Genomic DNA, 17,100 nt, shown 5'->3' on the forward strand with positions numbered 1-17,100 from the left:
GGATAAAGGTAAGATGAGTATTTTGCAAGGAATCCTTGATACGTATGCTCAGTTTTTCGACTTGGACATGTGGATTAAAGTGTTACAAGATCCAGTATCTTGGGGGTTAATAGGTACACTTGTTGTACTTGAAGGTTTATTATCTGCTGACAATGCACTTGTGTTAGCGGTAATGGTAAAACATCTTCCAGAAGAAAAACGAAAAAAAGCATTATTCTATGGACTGATTGGAGCTTATGTATTCCGTTTTATTGCAATTGGAATCGGAATGTTCTTAATTAAATTGGCCTGGGTAAAAGTGTTAGGTGCGCTTTACTTAGCTTGGTTGTCAATTAAATATTTCATTGATAAAAGAAAAGGCACTTCAGAAGAAGAGGAAGCCCATGGTATGAACCAAAATAGTATTCTCTTCAGAATGTTCGGTGTTTTCTGGGGAACGGTTGCGATGGTTGAATTAATGGATATCGCATTCTCTGTAGATAGTGTACTTGCTGCATTTGGTGTATCGAATGAAGTTTGGATTTTACTATTAGGTGGAATGCTCGGTATTTTAATGATGCGTGGTATCGCTGGCGTATTCTTAAAATTGTTAGAGCGTATTCCAGAACTTGAAACGACAGCATATATTTTAATCTTAATTATTGCGGCAAAAATGCTGTTATCTGTCATTCATATTGAAGTAAGTCATACAGTGTTCTTTATTGTTTTAGTTGTAGCGTTTGGAATAACATTTATAATTCACTACATGAAGAATAGTGGACAAGCACGAGAAGAAGTTGCAGCTACTAAAAATGGACATAAATAATTGAAATGGGTTTGCTCGTTATGCGAGCGCCCATTTTTTATAACTAAAAATAGTTTATAATAGAAGAGAGACTTTAGAAAAAACGTAAATGTTTTTGGAGGTGAACTGTTGTGTTTTCACGTTTTACACTTCAACCATGTGCATTAAAAGATGAATCAGATTTAAAGCAATTTGAAGCACTTTTAGAAAAACGCCCACAATATGAACTGACAGAGAATGAGATGAAATTTAGTTACATAGCAAGTCGCATTCTTGGTGTTCCGAATGATGTAGATGAATATTTCAATGGGCTATTTGATTATAGTGAAGCAAAAGGGATCGAGGTTTTGCATGAACAAAATTTAAATAAGGTGATTGATCCCGAAAAATTGCGCCATATTCAAGAAGTTTTTGCATTACATCAAGAAGCGCCGAATGGACTTACAGTAAATAGGCTTGTAGCACATTTGTCTGGAAAACAACTATTACCGCAAGTAGACAATCCTGATTTACAGCATTATATATATACGACGTTTATTGCTGTATTGAAATTGTATGAGAAACAACATAATCAATCTTTAAAAACAGAAGGATTCCGGCGTTTCTTAATCGATATGATTAAATTAAGCGAAAATTACGTAGCGAAGTGGTTCTCTACGATTAATTATAAGAAACAAATGCCGCGTATCGTTTGGTACGGTGATGCGACGGAGAGTCGTATATATTTCTTATACTTTCTTATTATGCTCGGCTGCGATGTGCTTTATTATCACCCAGAAGGAAAAGATGGATTTGAGAGTGTAGATGAGGAAGGAAAGACCTTTGTCATATCTCATTCGGGTCGTATTTCATTAGAACCATTTCCTGATCGGCGTCGTGAACGCGTCGCAACAGTAGCTTATCAAGCTTCAAAAGAAATCGAGCAAGTACTTCACCACGATAATTCATTATTATACAAACCGTGGCAATTCCGTTCGTATACACCTGTAGCCCGTACGCTCAAAACGACGTACGATGAACTCTTTTTAATTACGAAAGAAAAGGCATTTGTACGTCCAACATTCTTTGTTGAAAATAAGCATATTTATATTCCTTCTTTATTTGCAAAAATATCAGGCGTTTCAAAGAATGATAAAGAATATTTTCAGCGATTAAAGGCTGTTACATCATTTGATAACAGTTTCTTAATTAATACATTCCCGTTTACGAAAGAACAAAAAGCGAATTTCCAATATCATTATCGAGATGCATTGGACCGCGGGGGGAAGTTACATCCGGATTTAATTATGAACAGCCATTGGTGGCCACATAAGCGTTTACCAGAAGGATTACAACATGGTATTGCAGAAGCAATCATCCATACGTGTGAAAGTGAAATGTGTAAACCAATTGCGAAAGAGACGAAACAAGATGTAGCACTGTATGTTTTCGCACAACTCTCTCAAATACCACCGAATATTTTAGAGCAGCTTGAGAAATTTGATTATTCGCAAGAAGTACCGAAAATTGTTATATTTAATAATGAGAAGAGCGGAGAATTAAGTCGTTCTGATGCTGTTTTATTACTATTTTTAAATCAAATTGGAGTAGATGTATTCCACTTTAATCCGACGGGGAGAAACGATATTGAACCGTATATTGAATCAGGAGCATTTGATTCACATTGGCTTGAAGAAGTTAATTTCGATCTTGAATTTCATGGTTCATCAGCCTATAAAAATTTATCACAAACAATAAAAGGACTATTTCGTCCATTTTTATAAGGAAAGGGAGAATATCATATGAATAACCCAGTCGTACTAGATTCGAAAACAGAATTGAATGAGCAAACCGCACAAGACGTTCGCTTGCAACTTAGACAAGATGCTGAAGTACAACGTATTTATAATGCAGTAGACATTAAAGACCAACTAGAATTAATCGAGCTTGGAAAAGAGCCTTCTATGGAGATTTCACGTTTCGCTGATCAAATTTTACATACAATGTCTTTATCGAAAATAGAAGACTCTGGTGAATTATTAAAACAGCTTGGTAAAATTATGGACAGATTTGATAGTAAAGACTTTGCGGAAGAGAAAAGTGGTTTCTTCTCACGTATGTTCAAAAAAGCAGATAAAATGATTGAACAAATCTTTAGTAAGTATCAGACGATGGGTCGTGAAATGGATAAAGTATACGTAGAAATTACGAAGTATCAAGATGAAATGAAAAAATCAATTGGTACGTTAGATGGTTTATATGAGCAAAACTTAAAGTATTATTTAGACTTAGAAAAATACGTAGTAGCAGGGGAAATGTTATTAGAGCGTTTAAATACAGAGTTAGTTCCGATGTACGAAGAGCGCATACGTAATAATGATCAGTTAGCAGGTATTGAATTAGAATCGCTTAAAAACTCTGTTGAAATTTTAGAACAACGTATTGATGATTTAGAAAAAGCACGTATGGTTGCTCTATTAACAGCGCCACAAATTCGTATGATTCAACGCGGTAACAATAAATTAATCGGTAAAATCAATACAGCATTTATTACAACGATTCCTATTTTTAAAAATGGTATCATTCAAGCGGTAAATGCGAAACGTCAAAAACTTGTTGCGGACTCTATGGCTGAACTTGATCGCCGTACAAATGAATTACTTAAGAAAAATGCACAAAATATCGCAACTCAAAGTGTGGAAGTAGCGAGAATATCAGGTTCTTCTAGTATTAAGATGGAAACACTTGAGGAAACTTGGAACATTATTTCAAGAGGTATGCAAGAAACACAACAAATTGAAGAGCAAAATAAACGTGAGCGTGAAGAAAGTCGTAAGCGTATGGCTACATTAACAGAAAACATTAAAAAAGAATTACAAGGATAAACAAAAAGGCAATGAGGAATATTCCTCATTGCCTTTTATTCGCTATTTGCACTTTATTTTCTCTTAAATAATTTAATGATTTCATTCACAACAAGCGGAATGATACTTAACAAGAGAACAAATCCCCAATCTCGCATTGTTAATGCATGCACACCAAATATATTGGCAAGAGGTGGGATGGAGATGATACACACTTGCATAAGAACACCGATTAGAAGTGAGAAGACTAAATATTTATTTGTAAATATCCCAATTGAAAAAATTGATTTCGTTCTTGAACGTAAGTTAAATGAATGAACGAGTTGAGAAAAACTAAGAACGACAAATGCCATCGTTTGAGCGTGTAATAGAGCGTCTTCATCAATTTGATCTGGGAAGAGAGGAAATAAATTTGTATCTCCTGTATAGAGCTTTGCCCCGACGATAAAGGCTGTTAAAGTAAGAAGTCCAATTACAACCCCATTGAAAATAAGAAAAGGAACGCTGCCGCTAAATAAGCTTTCTTTCGCATGTCGTGGTTTGTCCTTCATCACATCTGGATCTTCAGGATCAACACCGAGTGATAATGCAGGCAGTGTATCTGTAATTAAATTTACCCACAAAATGTGAATAGGTCGTAGTGGTGTTGCCCAGCCGAGTAAAATAGCTAAAAAGAGAGCTATAATTTCGCCGAAGTTACAAGAGAGTAGGAAGAGAATAGACTTTTTAATATTACGATAAATATTTCTTCCTTCTTCAACAGCTTTCACAATAGATGAGAAGTTATCATCTGTTAAAACTACATCTGCTGCGCCTTTTGCGACATCTGTTCCTGTAATTCCCATCGCTACTCCAACATCAGCTTGTTTTAAAGAGGGAGCATCATTTACACCGTCACCAGTCATGGAAACGATATTTCCTTCATCACGTAATGCTTTTACAATCTTCACTTTATGTTCTGGAGAAACCCTAGCAAAGACATTTAAGTGATTAATTTTACTTGCTAGTTCTGTATCTGAAATGTTATCTAATTCAGTTCCAATCATAATTTCAGATTTTTCTTCAGCGATACCAAGTTCTTTGGCAATTGCAAAGGCGGTATCCTTATGATCACCAGTAATCATAACTGTGCGAATACCAGCTTTTTTACATTCTATAATTGAATCTTTTACTTCTGTGCGTGGTGGATCAATCATACCGACAAGACCGATAAAGATGAGATTTTCTTCGAGGTGATTAATATCCACATCGTTTGAATCGTATCGTTTATATGCGAATGAAAGTACTCTTAAGGCTTCTTGCGACATTGACCCGGCAGCTTCTAATATTTGATTTTTATCAGAATCTGTTAGGACCTCCAGTTTATTATTTATAAAAATATGGGTACAGTGAGGTAAAAGTTTATCAATAGCACCTTTCGTCATGCTATAGTAGCCTTCATCGTACGTATGTACAGTTGACATCATTTTACGATCAGAATCGAAAGGCAATTCGTTAACACGTTCATGTTTATTTTCTAAATAATCTTTTTGAATGTTAAAAGAGCTTCCGGCAACAAGAAGGGCAATTTCTGTAGGATCCCCCGTTTGTGAGTCGGCACCGTAAGAAGCATCGTTGCATAAAACCATATTTTCTAATAATAGACGGTGTGCAGCATTATTTACATTCAAATTTTCTAGCTGATCGTATGCACGATCACTATAAAAGTGAGTAACAGTCATTTTATTTTGAGTTAATGTACCTGTTTTATCTGAACAAATAATCGTGACAGAACCGAGAGCTTCAACAGCTGGTAGTTTACGAATGATAACGTTTTGTTTAATCATACGCTGAACACCAATTGCAAGAACGATGGAAACGATAGCTGGTAAGCCTTCTGGAATGGCTGCAACAGCTAAACTAATTGCGGTCATAAACATTTCCAAAGTATCTCTTCCTTGTAAAAAACCGATGAGAAACATAATAACGCAAATAGCTACAGCGACAAAACCTAAATATTTTCCTACTTGTGCTAAGCTTTTTTGAAGCGGTGTCATATCATCTTCAGCTTCATGCAAAAGAGTTGCGATTTTTCCGATTTGTGATTTCATTCCAGTTTCGACAGCAACACCGACGCCACGTCCGTATGTTACTAACGTCGACATAAAGGCCATGTTTTTTTGATCGCCTAATGGTACTTGCTCATCACTTTGCATGGAGGGGTGGTAGACGGCATCTTTATCGACAGGGACAGATTCACCAGTTAGAGCAGATTCTTCAATTTTTAAATTCGCAGTTTCGATAAGTCGTAAATCGCAGGGGATATACCGCCCAGCATCAAGCATAACGATATCACCTGGAACGACGTGCTCAGATGGAATCTCTTTAAGTTCACCATCTCGCTTTACGATAGCTTTAGGTGTTGCCATCTTTTTCAATGCTTCTAAAGCCTGTTCTGCTTTCGATTCTTGGATTACACCGATAACAGCATTTAAAACTACAACGAGCGCGATAATACTTGCATCGGCCCATTCACCTACAAAGGCGGAAATAAGGGCAGCGATAATAAGGACATATACGAGGACGTCATTAATTTGGGCGAAAACGCGCTGCCATAAAGTACGTTTTTGTTTTGAAGTCAATTCGTTTGGACCATACTGTTTTAAACGTTCATTTACGTTTTCATCTGTTAAACCGTGCTGTTCATTTGTTCCTAGGTCGATTAATGTTTGATTTTTCGTCTTACTGTACCAATTGCTCATAAGTAAGCACCCCCAGTAAAAACAGTTAGCAATGGTAGTGTGGCAATTTTTTTAGATTAGTATGTATGGAGAAAAAATCTAAGGTGAGGTTCTACTTTCATTGTACAGTATTTTAGAATGTGATGAGGAAAAGAGAAGAGTTGTCATGAATTTGTTGAAATTAAAAGAGCCTCGAATACGTGAGGCTCTTTGTTATTTTTTAATTAATGTACCTAATTCCTCAGTAATAGCTTGCATTTCACTAATACTGAATGTTTCACGTTTCATAACATGCTCATAAATGTCACGTAAGTCCTCGTACATTTCTGCGTTAAAACTAGCAGCTCTCATTGCTCCAGCATTAACCATGCGTAATTTTTCTTTAATAGCTTCTACCATATATTCAACGTTTGCTTCTGATTTTACGGATAAATCCACCGAAGTGTCCCCCTTTAAAATAACATAAGGTTATCTTAACATTTTTTTATCATTTTCGTTAATGAAACTTTTCAATCCTATTAAATTAGTAGGGATTTCCTTTATATTTAATAATTGGTTGTTTATACTATATAAGTATATAGTAAGAAATGCACCAAGAAGGGAAGAAACAAAAATATGGTCCGGGTATTGTTTGTTTGTCTTGGGAACATTTGTCGTTCTCCAATGGCAGAAGCAATTTTTCGAGATCTTGTCGTAAAAGAGGGACTCGAAGAGAAAATTGTCATTGATTCTGCAGGAACTGGAGATTGGCATATTGGTCATCCACCACATAAAGGAACACAAAAAATTTTAAAAGAAAATGAAGTCTCTTTTGAAGGAATTAAAGCACGGCAAGTAGAAAAAGAAGACTTAACAAAGTTTGATTATATTATTGCCATGGACAACAAGAATATAGCGGATTTAAAAAGTTTTGATAAAACTGGAGGCTATATTGGTAGACTGTCCGATTTTGTTCCAGACGGTGGCTGGACAGACGTTCCTGACCCTTACTTTACAGGGAACTTCCAAGAAGTGTATGACCTTGTAACAGAAGGGTGTGTAAAGCTATTAGCTTTCATTCGAAATGAACAAGGAATATGAGGAAGCTTAGAAAGTAATACTTTCTAATATAAGAAATGAAAGGGTGAAGGAATATGGCAAAGAAAAATAATATTGCTCGAAACATTGCGATTGGTGTAGCTGCAGGTGTAGCTGTATCTATGTTAAAGAAAGAAAACCGTGAAAAAGTAAAAAATACGGCAGAAAAAGCAAAAACAAAGATGATTGAAATTGGTGAAAATGCGAAGATAAAAGAAAAAGTGCAAACTGTTACAGATAAAGGACGCGAACTTGCTGATTTCAATGTAGTGAAAGCGAAAGTAGCAGAAATTAAAAAATTGACGCCGTCTGTTGTAGAAACGTTAAAAGAAACGAAAGAAATTTTTAGTAAGAAAAAAATTGTTCCAGTAGAAAAGCCGGAAACGATTGAAATTCAAGCTGTATCTCCAAAGGTAGATGAGCTTAAAGCAGAAGAAGAGCCAGTGGTAGCTGCAGATGGTGGTATGAAAGAAGCGCGTGAATTATTTATGAAGGACTCAAATGCAGAGGAAAAAAAAACTGAAGCATACATTGAGCTAAAGCAAAATAAAGAAGAGAAGAAAAGCGTCTAAAACATATGAAAAAATTTCTAGAAAAAGCAAAAAGAAATCGCACTTTTTCGTTTGGGAAAGATTTATATGACCGGACGATGCGCGATGATGTAGCGGGCTTAGCAGCACAGCTCGCTTATTTCTTCTTGCTTGCGATTTTCCCTGGGCTTGTTTTCTTAATTACGCTTCTTGGCTTTATTGACCTTCAAACAGAAAGTGTGCTCAATTTATTAGAACCGTACGTACCAGAAGATGCGATGAACTTAATTGAAGTAAACGTAGATAAAGTTGTAAACGAACAAAATGGTGGTTTATTATCATTCGGTTTACTATCGATGTTATGGTTTGCTTCTAATGGAGTAAATGCGATTATGAATGCTTTTAACCGTGCTTATGATGTAACAGAAACACGCTCCTTTATTAAAACAAGAGCTTTATCAATTGTGTTTACATTAGCTATTATTTTTATGATTGTGTTTGCGCTAATTGTTCCAGTATTCGGACAAGTAATTGGTGCAGCAGTGTTTAAAGCAATTGGTTTATCGGATAGTTTTGCTTATGTGTGGAGTATTGCACGTTTAGTAGCGAGTTTCTTCGTTTTGGTCGCTTTGTTTAGCTTTTTATATACGTTTGCACCTGATCGGAAATTAAAGCGAAGAGAAGTCATATCGGGGGCTTTATTTGCTACTGTAGGGTGGATTGTGGTATCGTACTCATTTGCCTATTATGTAGATAAATTTGCAAATTACGCTAATACATATGGTGGTCTCGGTGGTATCATTATTTTAATGTTATGGTTTTACTTAACTGCGTGGGTAATTTTACTTGGCGGTGAAATTAATGGTTTACTCCATCATTATAGAACGGGTGACAATAATTCCCGTAATGAAAAATGAGCTCTTGTTCCATAATAAAAGGGAACAGGGGGGATATTTCATGAGTAATAATAAAAAGAACCACAATAATAAAAGCAACAATAAACAAAAGAGCAGTTCGCATCCAAAGCATAAAACAAGCAGCAGTGCGAACGGTCATAATAGCTACCATTAAAAAAAACGGGTCCTTCATCAGGGACCCGTTATTTATTTCCTTTTAATAATCGTAAACCATTCAAAATGACAAGGATGGTACTTCCTTCATGTCCAATAACACCGAAGGGAAGAGCTAAAAACTGTAAAAAATTTGAACAAATCAGCATTGCAATGACAGCTAAAGAGAAGATAACGTTTTGCTTCACAATACGGTTCATTCGTTTTGATAAACGGATTGCTTGAGAGAGACGAGATAATTCGTTTTTCATAAGAACAACGTCTGCAGTCTCTAATGCTACGTCTGTTCCTTCACCCATTGCAACACCAATACTAGCAGTAGCGAGGGCAGGTGCATCGTTTATACCATCTCCAACCATGGCGACTATGCCATACTTTTCTTTTAACTGCTTTATCGTTTCAACTTTTGTTTCCGGTAAACATGATGCGTAATATTCTTTTATATTACTTTCATTGGCAATTGCTTTTGCTGTTTCTTCATTATCACCAGTAATCATGATTGCTTCGACACCAATGCTTTGCAAATCACGAATAGCCGCTATCGTTTCTTGGCGAAGGGTATCTTTTAAAGCGATCAGTCCAAGAATACCATCTTCATCACTAATATAAACGACAGTTTTCCCCTCTTTTTCAAGTGAAGCAGAAATGCCATTATGGAATGTTTTTATTTCTTCCCCGATAAAATCAGCTTTACCAATTTTATAAGCTTTGTTTTCTAATATTCCTTTTAATCCAAAACCAGTTACATCTTCAACGTTTTCTGGTTTTTTTATCGTAATGTCGTAAGCATGTTTTGCATATTTAACAATCGCTTCTGCTAAAGGATGTGTAGAGTGACTTTCAATCGCTGCTGTAATAGAAAGTACTTCACTTTCTGCTATGCCTTCTCGAACATATACATCTGTTACAGTAGGTTTTCCTTGTGTTAATGTTCCTGTTTTATCAAAGGCAATCGCCTTTACTGAAGCTAGACGTTCTAAATGAATACCACCTTTAAAGAGAATACCGTTTCTCGCTCCGTTTGAAATCGCTGATAAAGTTGCCGGTGTAATGGCTGCAACTAGTGCGCAAGGAGAAGCGACTACAAGTAAGATCATAGCGCGATAAAACGTTTCATTCCAACTCCAATCAAGTAAGAAATGAGGAACGAACATCATAAGCGCAACAACAAGTAGTACACCTTTTACGTATGTTCCTTCAAATTTTTCGATGAATAGTTGTGATGGTGATTTTTCGCTTTGTGCACTTTGAACGAGACGAATAATCTTTTGGAATAATGTTTGATCGCTCGGCTTCGTAATTTTAACTTCAATAGCTCCACGTAAATTTACAGTGCCAGCAAATACTTCATCACCGAATTTTTTCTCATTTGGAATAGGTTCTCCTGTAATAGCAGCTTCATCAATATTTGTTTCACCAGTATGAATTGTGCCATCAGCAGGAACACGCTCACCTGGCTTAATTAAAATAATATCGTTAATTTGTAATTGTCCAACTGGAATACGTTCCTCAATTCCGTTTGAAATACGTAATGCTTCTTCAGGTTGTAAGTCAAGAAGCGCTGAAATTTCTTTTTGGCTTTTACTTAATGTATAAGATTCCATTGCTCCGCTTAATGCAAAGATGAAGATTAAAATAGCACCTTCTGCCCAGTAACCGATAACTGCGGCGCCGATAGCTGCAAAAATCATGAGCATTTCAACATTTAGCTCTTTCTCTTCAATTGAGTCTGCAATACCTTCTTTCGCTTTTGCAAATCCTCCAATTACATAAGCAAGGATATAGAAAGTAATACCTGCACTTATTGCATCATTTTTTGTGAATAACCAGCCAGCTAAAATAAAAATACCAGATGCGATTGCAAATATAAGTTCATAATGTTTCTTTAATGTATCCCATAAAGAGGGATGAGAAATATCTTTTTGTGCTTGTAATGTTTTTACTTCTGCGTTCATGAATACTCGCTCCTTCCAAATTCTTATTGAGAAAAAGAATCAAAATCGAAACCCCTATAAAACGACGAAAGCTGCCATCCATAATGGATAGCAGCATTTCTGTTGAATCTGATTTTAATAGTTATTATATTGTAATTATTCTATAGTATAGCATATGTTTTTCTTAGATGATATGTTTTTGTTTTAGTATAAAGTGAAACTTTAATTAGTGGGGGTTTTGTTCATCCCCCACTGATTATTAGCCTTCACCAATCGGGCTTTTACGGGCAGCAGGGCTCCCACCTAACTTCTTTGCCCCAGCCGAATTTGGAGGTGGGAGTTTTACTGCCCGGTGAATAGCGGGATAAACTGAAAACTTGTGTTTTCGCATTTCCTTTGGTATATATGAATATTGTTCATAAAAAGGTCGGAAAGGAAGACATCAAGTTGAAGACAGAGAAATTTTTTACCCATCCGATTGGCGTGTTTATTGCTGCAATAGTAGCAACATTTTTATGGGGAAGCGCATTTCCCTTTATTAAATTAAGCTATGTTGAACTTGGAATTCAGCCACAAGAAGTCGGGGAACAAATATTATTTGCTGGCTATCGCTTTTTCTTATCTGGTGTAATGCTCTTATTATTTTTTAAAGCGTTAGGAAAAGATATGAAGTTCAAAAAAGGAACAGGAAAGCAGTTAGTTCAAATTGGCTTGTTTCAAACTTTTCTTCAATATATATGTTTTTATATTGGAATGAGTTACAGCTCAGGAATTGAAGGAGCGATTATTTCAGGAACATCATCATTCTTTCAAATTTTACTCGCACACTTTTTATATAAAGATGATGCTCTAAATAGGAGAAAAGTAATTGGAGTAGCTATCGGTTTTTGCGGTGTGATTTTAGTGAATGTACCGAGTGATGGAAGTTTATCATTCCATTTTGGAATAGGTAGCTTATTACTTCTTGGAGCAGCGATGATGTATTCGTATGGAAACATATTAGCGAAAGAAGGTAGTAAAACGTTAGATATTGGGTATATGACAGCATATCAGATGATTTTCGGATCAATTGGTTTGATATGTATAGGTGCATTTCAAGTTGGAATGATGCCATTCGTATTTAATCTACATGCAATACTTATGCTCATATATTTATCGTTCTTATCAGCAGCGGGATTCTGTATATGGAATACAATTATGAAGTATAACAAAGTAGGGAAAGTCTCGATGTATATGTTCTTTATACCAGTGTTTGGTGTGCTACTATCAAGTCTGATTTTAGGGGAAGCAATTCATTCCTTTGTACTATTTGGTTTAGCATGTGTTGCAGCGGGAATTATTGTAGTAAATCGTAACCCGGTTAAAAAGAAAGTTGAGCAAGAAAAACAACTAGCATAGAGAACAGAAAAACGATTAAAATGGAAGAACAGTATTGTTCTTCTTTTTTTACATAGAAAAAGGAGAACGTGCTATATGTAACGAAAAAAAGATAGAAAAAGCATTTATTGAGGAGAACATATTATGAATGTACTTTACATTGTGTTAGTCGGGCAAGTTATTCTTTTTTTAATGGGAGCAATTTATGCAATAGGACAGACGAAAAGAACGAGAAATAATATGCCGTTACCTTTAGCGGTTCGTCTTATTCTTAGTTTTTCTTTAACAGGAAGTGCAATTTGGATATGGTTACAAGATCCATCGGTTGAGTACAGTACGTGGGTTGCACTCGGTATGACATTGTCAACTGTAGGGGATTTATTTATGGCAGGATTAATTCCAATTGGTCATCGATTAATTGGAGGAATGGTTACTTTCGCTCTTGCACATTGTTTCTATGTGAAAGCATTTTTACAAACAGGTATTTCATGGAATGGTTTTTGGATTGGTTTACTCGTATACGGACTCTTTCTAATTATAGGATGGTTCTTTTTTATCCGAAATGAAAAACAGGATAAATTGTTTACGATTGGGGCTCTAATTTACGGTTTGTGGGTTGGAGGAATGGCATGTTTTGCATTCGCCTTATATTACGAGAATACAGGAATATGGTGGGCGCCAGCACTTGGTGGCTTATTGTTTGTGATTTCTGATTTTATTATCGGTGTGACAGATATCGGGGGGCGCAAACTGAAGTATGAACCACTTTGGATTTGGTTTACATATGTCGCAGCGCAGATGTGTATCGTATATGTAGGATTATAAAAAGATACTCTCAAAAATAGTTGATAGACTATTTTGAGAGTATCTTTTTTATTGCTATGCTACTATATTTGTTTTTTAACTTATGCAGTATTCTATATTTTCTAAGCATGAATGTCATAGAAAAAGTCCTGTTTAGTAGATGAAAAATATAGTATATAAGGATAGTAAATTTATGGGGGTTATTATTTTTATATTTGTAATATTCCAATGTTATAATTCAGAATTTTATGGAAATTCACCAGTCGGAGTACTTATAATAAAAATAAAAAGATGATGAGATGGTGGAATGATGCAAAAGAAAAAACGTTTGCGTGAATTCTTTGAAATAATTGCGATTGCATGCTTAGTGGTGTTTTTGGCAAAAATCTTTTTGTTTTTTCCTACGACTGTAAAAGGCGCATCGATGAGGCCGACGTTACAAGATGGAGATAAAGTAATTATTAATAAACTTGCAAAGAGATTGGAAAGTTATGAGAGAGAGGATGTTATTGTCGTGAAGACAGATAATTTCTACGTGAAGAGAGTTATTGGATTGCCAGGAGATGTAATTGAGATGAAGAATGATCAATTATATGTTAATCATCAAGTGAAAAACGAAGAGTATTTAAAGAATAATAAAAAACAGGCAGAAAAATTACTTATCAATTTAACTGAAGATTTTGGACCGATTACAATTCCTAAAAACAAAATTTTTGTGATGGGAGATAATCGTTTAGTTAGTAGGGATAGTAGGAACGGCTTAGGGCTCATTGATAGAACAGAAGTATTAGGAAAGCTCATGGCGATATATTATCCATTTGAACATGTGAAAATGGATAATTAGAAATAAGAAAAACCAAGCGAATTAGTTGCTTGGTTTTTCTTATTTAAACAGTTGGTGTTTTATTTATTGTTTCTTGTGAAGCAATGATTTCATTGTTTCGGTCGATATTTAACATGAATTTTCGTTGTAACAATTGCAATTTAAAGAGTGTTAAAGGATCATGATAAGTTTCTGGGTTCGTTCTTAGCTTTGTTAATGTTTGCTCATCTTCTTGTATTTCAAGTTGGGCCGCTTCTACGGTTTGTTTCAATATGCTAAGAGGGTCTTTAAAGAACATCATGATATCACGTTCTAGCGCACCTTCAAATACTTCAAATTGAAGGAAAAATTGTTTTGAAATCATCTGAGCAACTTCTGTATAATCTTCTGTTTCAATATATTGTTTATATTTATTTGATAGCATAGATTGATTTTTTTGCATATTACCGAATAATTTCCCTGCACTCTTTAAGAAAAATTGTGTCGGTGTAAAGCGTAATAAAATATTGATGTTAGCTACTGTAATTCTATTCGTCATTCTTGCAACATCTCTATCCCAGTCATCTAGTAATTTGAAATCACAAGGAAGTTTAATACGCTCTTCCTCATAGAGCTTATTAAAGGTATCGCCCATTTCATCTAAATAAGCCTGAGCTTGAATGAATTCATTATGAGCAGTTTCAATCCATTCTTGAATAGATTGAGTAAATTTAGGGAGAAGCACTTGCTGTACATGTTTTTGAATTCTTTCATTCATTGCTACATTTAGTTCTTCATGGACCAATTTGAAATCACTATCTTCTTGAACAAGATCAGAGCAACTCTGCAACAATTCAGGAATTTGAGAATGTATATCCTGCGTAATCTCTTCTTTCGTTAAGAGATAAGATTCTGTAATGGAACGAATTTTATCTTTTTGGATGGCAGTAAGATTATTAATAAAACCATCAAGTTTTACTAAAATATGTTTATTCCAGCGGACGGATTTCACTAACGTATTTTCTAATTCCACACGTTCATTGACAAGGTATGCGATTGTTTTTTGGATAAACCATAATAATTTTTCAATGCGTTCTTTTTCAACGTTACGCTGAGTAAGGTTAGAAAGAATAGAGTCTGTTACGTTACCTAGCTGTTCACTACTCTCTTGTGAAGGAGAGTAAGGGAAAAATTGTGCTTCTGGGAAATGTACGAGTATTTTCTTTTTAATGTTGTTCGTGATGTTTTCACTAGTATTCGTATCAATTGTTTGTAAGACGAATTGAATTTGTAAATTTGGTACTTGCCCACGAATATATAATAATGTATCGAGCTCTTCATCATGTAATGGTGAAGCTGAATTTAGTACATAGATGAGACTGTCTGCTGCCTGTAAGTATTCAAAGTGAGAGCTGTTTTTGTCAAGTTGTCCATGCACAGTAGGTGTGACAAGGAATGAAAACTTATTTTTTCGTAAAAATCTACTTGGTAATTTAACTTCAATACATTTTTTTTCTAGTTCTGACTGAGAAGGTGCCGCTAGTATGTTATGAAGTTCGTCAAAGTTTGGTATATTTCGTATATCTAGCTCTGTAAGCTCAGTTATTTCAGTTTGACTATCATCTTTAAATGTAATTGAAGTTGTTATAGCCCCATTTAATATATTTTCTCCTAGTATAGAGTTAATAAAGGCTGATTTATCATAATCGCTAGCGCCTGCTACTAGAAGTTGTGTAACAGTTAAATCGTATAACTCACGAACAAGTAGTGTGAATTGATGACCTAAATCTACATCATTCTTCTCAGCCCATACAGCAATCGTTTCAAATAATGCTGATACGTCTGCCATATCAACATTTGCATGAGCTGATGCATTTGAAAGTAAGGCACCTGCGCTTTTTACGAGTAATGATTCTAGAGTTGTCGGTGAAACTTCATTCCATGCTAATACTGCTGCGGAGACAAGTAAAGAATCCTCGGTTTTCGTTAAACTAAACCAATTTGTTAATAAATCTGGTACAAGTCCTTGTAATTCGTGCATGAAATATTGTCCAGTAATCAATTCAAAATACGTCTCTTGATAGCGAGTAGAAATTTCATTCCAATCATCATTAGCGTCTACTTCAATATGTAAGAATAAGTGATTTATTGTTTGAATCCAAGGTAGATGTAATGATTCATTTTGATAACTGTTCCAAAGTGAAATAACAAGCTCTTTAAATTGAACTTGATCAATTGTATATAAGGCTTTTAAAGATTCATAGAAATACTCAGGTTTAATTTTTTTAGTAAAGCCTCTGTTCACATAATTTATTAAAGTATCGAACCAGTGTAATGATTTTGTTCGAATTCCTTCTTGAACAGCGAGTTCAATAGCATTATTCCAATCTTCTTGTTTTTCATAGAACGATCGAGCAATCGCAGTAATATTCGGATAGTCTGGTTGAAATGCAACAGCTTCACTAATCGTCTTAAATGCCAGTCCTAGACGGTCTTGCTCGATATAAAGAGAAAGAAGTTGTAGGGAAACTTCCATCGTAAGAGTTGTATCTTCTGATTGAATAGATTTATAAAGTTCCTCTGCTTTTGGTAAGAAACCTAATTCGAAATAAGCATCTGCAATATTCTTCATGGCCCAGAGAGCAAGTTCATTATTTACTTTCTCCCATTTAAATATTGCAGCTTCAAAGTCGTTATTTTGAAAGTAAACTTCACCTTGTGCGAAGCGAATATTAGATATATTGGAGAATTCATTTTTTGATTCATTTATATATGCTTCACCGAGTACTTCCGTTACCGGAATGGAAGTTTCTTCTGTTAAAAATGTTTTATAGTAAATCTTTTGGATAAATTGTTTTTCAATGGTCATGTTCGTTCCCCCTGTATAATTTAGAAAAATGATGTTGTATGTAAAAGGGTGCATGTTACTTTATTAGGTAGAAGTTGCATTATATAGACCAAACTACGTTTTTGCTAGATATATCATTTTTCCTGAGAGTTAAACCGTTGCGAAAAGTAACTTTCCTTTATTGTAACAAAAAAACAAGCCTATGAATTTTTATTTTTTAATCCCGATTGGTGCAGGCTAATAATCAGTGGGGATGGATAAAAAACCCACTGATTAAATCTCTGTTTAAGGAATGGAATAGAAGTAGAGTT

General features: G+C 35.1%; 13 protein-coding genes. 9 read left to right on the top strand and 4 right to left on the bottom strand.

What is annotated here, in order from left to right; all coding sequences use genetic code 11:
* Nucleotides 1-13 precede the first annotated feature (13 nt).
* The 3 genes from MHI07_RS02195 to MHI07_RS02205 all read left to right on the top strand — a co-directional run bounded on the left by MHI07_RS02195 (nucleotide 14) and on the right by MHI07_RS02205 (nucleotide 3,648).
* A complete protein-coding gene (locus tag MHI07_RS02195; RefSeq protein ID WP_340821713.1) occupies nucleotides 14-805 on the top strand; it encodes a TerC family protein in 792 nt (263 codons plus the stop codon).
* 110 nt (nucleotides 806-915) lie between these two features.
* Nucleotides 916-2,547 (top strand): YceG family protein, encoded by a 1,632-nt coding sequence (locus MHI07_RS02200; RefSeq protein ID WP_340821716.1) that lies wholly within the window; start codon nucleotides 916-918, stop codon nucleotides 2,545-2,547.
* A gap of 18 nt (nucleotides 2,548-2,565) precedes the next feature.
* On the top strand, nucleotides 2,566-3,648 hold the full coding sequence (locus MHI07_RS02205; RefSeq protein WP_002115838.1) for a toxic anion resistance protein: 1,083 nt from the start codon (nucleotides 2,566-2,568) through the stop codon (nucleotides 3,646-3,648).
* Between the two features lie 53 nt (nucleotides 3,649-3,701).
* On the opposite strand, the gene MHI07_RS02210 is transcribed toward MHI07_RS02205, so the two are convergent.
* On the bottom strand, nucleotides 3,702-6,368 hold the full coding sequence (locus MHI07_RS02210; RefSeq protein ID WP_340821719.1) for a cation-translocating P-type ATPase: 2,667 nt from the start codon (nucleotides 6,366-6,368) through the stop codon (nucleotides 3,702-3,704).
* Nucleotides 6,369-6,560: 192 nt separating this feature from the next.
* On the bottom strand, nucleotides 6,561-6,785 hold the full coding sequence (locus tag MHI07_RS02215) for a DUF1128 domain-containing protein (RefSeq protein WP_002113714.1): 225 nt from the start codon (nucleotides 6,783-6,785) through the stop codon (nucleotides 6,561-6,563).
* Between the two features lie 177 nt (nucleotides 6,786-6,962).
* On the opposite strand from MHI07_RS02215, the gene MHI07_RS02220 reads away from it, so the two are divergent.
* From MHI07_RS02220 to MHI07_RS02230, 3 genes are read left to right on the top strand one after another with little or no spacing between them, the layout of a single operon-like run.
* Nucleotides 6,963-7,427, top strand: a complete 465-nt coding sequence (locus MHI07_RS02220) for a low molecular weight protein-tyrosine-phosphatase (protein WP_002159414.1) — start codon at nucleotides 6,963-6,965, stop codon at nucleotides 7,425-7,427.
* A 53-nt stretch (nucleotides 7,428-7,480) separates the two neighbouring features.
* A complete protein-coding gene (locus tag MHI07_RS02225) occupies nucleotides 7,481-7,996 on the top strand; it encodes a DUF4075 domain-containing protein (protein WP_078173510.1) in 516 nt (171 codons plus the stop codon).
* A gap of 5 nt (nucleotides 7,997-8,001) precedes the next feature.
* Entirely contained in the window at nucleotides 8,002-8,871 is an 870-nt protein-coding gene (locus tag MHI07_RS02230; RefSeq protein WP_002113728.1) for a YihY/virulence factor BrkB family protein, read from the top strand.
* Between the two features lie 182 nt (nucleotides 8,872-9,053).
* Here the strand turns inward: MHI07_RS02230 and MHI07_RS02235 are convergent, their stop codons facing one another.
* On the bottom strand, nucleotides 9,054-10,979 hold the full coding sequence (locus MHI07_RS02235) for a heavy metal translocating P-type ATPase (RefSeq protein WP_340821723.1): 1,926 nt from the start codon (nucleotides 10,977-10,979) through the stop codon (nucleotides 9,054-9,056).
* 426 nt (nucleotides 10,980-11,405) lie between these two features.
* On the opposite strand from MHI07_RS02235, the gene MHI07_RS02240 reads away from it, so the two are divergent.
* The 3 genes from MHI07_RS02240 to lepB all read left to right on the top strand — a co-directional run bounded on the left by MHI07_RS02240 (nucleotide 11,406) and on the right by lepB (nucleotide 13,983).
* Complete coding sequence (locus MHI07_RS02240) at nucleotides 11,406-12,356, top strand: DMT family transporter (RefSeq protein ID WP_340821725.1); 951 nt, start codon at nucleotides 11,406-11,408, stop codon at nucleotides 12,354-12,356.
* A gap of 123 nt (nucleotides 12,357-12,479) precedes the next feature.
* On the top strand, nucleotides 12,480-13,160 hold the full coding sequence (locus tag MHI07_RS02245) for a lysoplasmalogenase (RefSeq protein ID WP_340821727.1): 681 nt from the start codon (nucleotides 12,480-12,482) through the stop codon (nucleotides 13,158-13,160).
* A 286-nt stretch (nucleotides 13,161-13,446) separates the two neighbouring features.
* Entirely contained in the window at nucleotides 13,447-13,983 is a 537-nt protein-coding gene (lepB, locus tag MHI07_RS02250; RefSeq protein ID WP_340821729.1) for a signal peptidase I, read from the top strand.
* Between the two features lie 43 nt (nucleotides 13,984-14,026).
* Here the strand turns inward: lepB and MHI07_RS02255 are convergent, their stop codons facing one another.
* The gene (locus MHI07_RS02255; RefSeq protein ID WP_340821731.1) at nucleotides 14,027-16,810 is read right to left on the bottom strand and encodes a tetratricopeptide repeat protein; all 2,784 of its coding nucleotides are present in this window, start codon (nucleotides 16,808-16,810) and stop codon (nucleotides 14,027-14,029) included.
* Nucleotides 16,811-17,100 lie beyond the last annotated feature (290 nt).

This window comes from Bacillus sp. FSL H8-0545 (genome assembly GCF_038006105.1).
Lineage (GTDB): Bacteria > Bacillota > Bacilli > Bacillales > Bacillaceae_G > Bacillus_A > Bacillus_A cereus_U.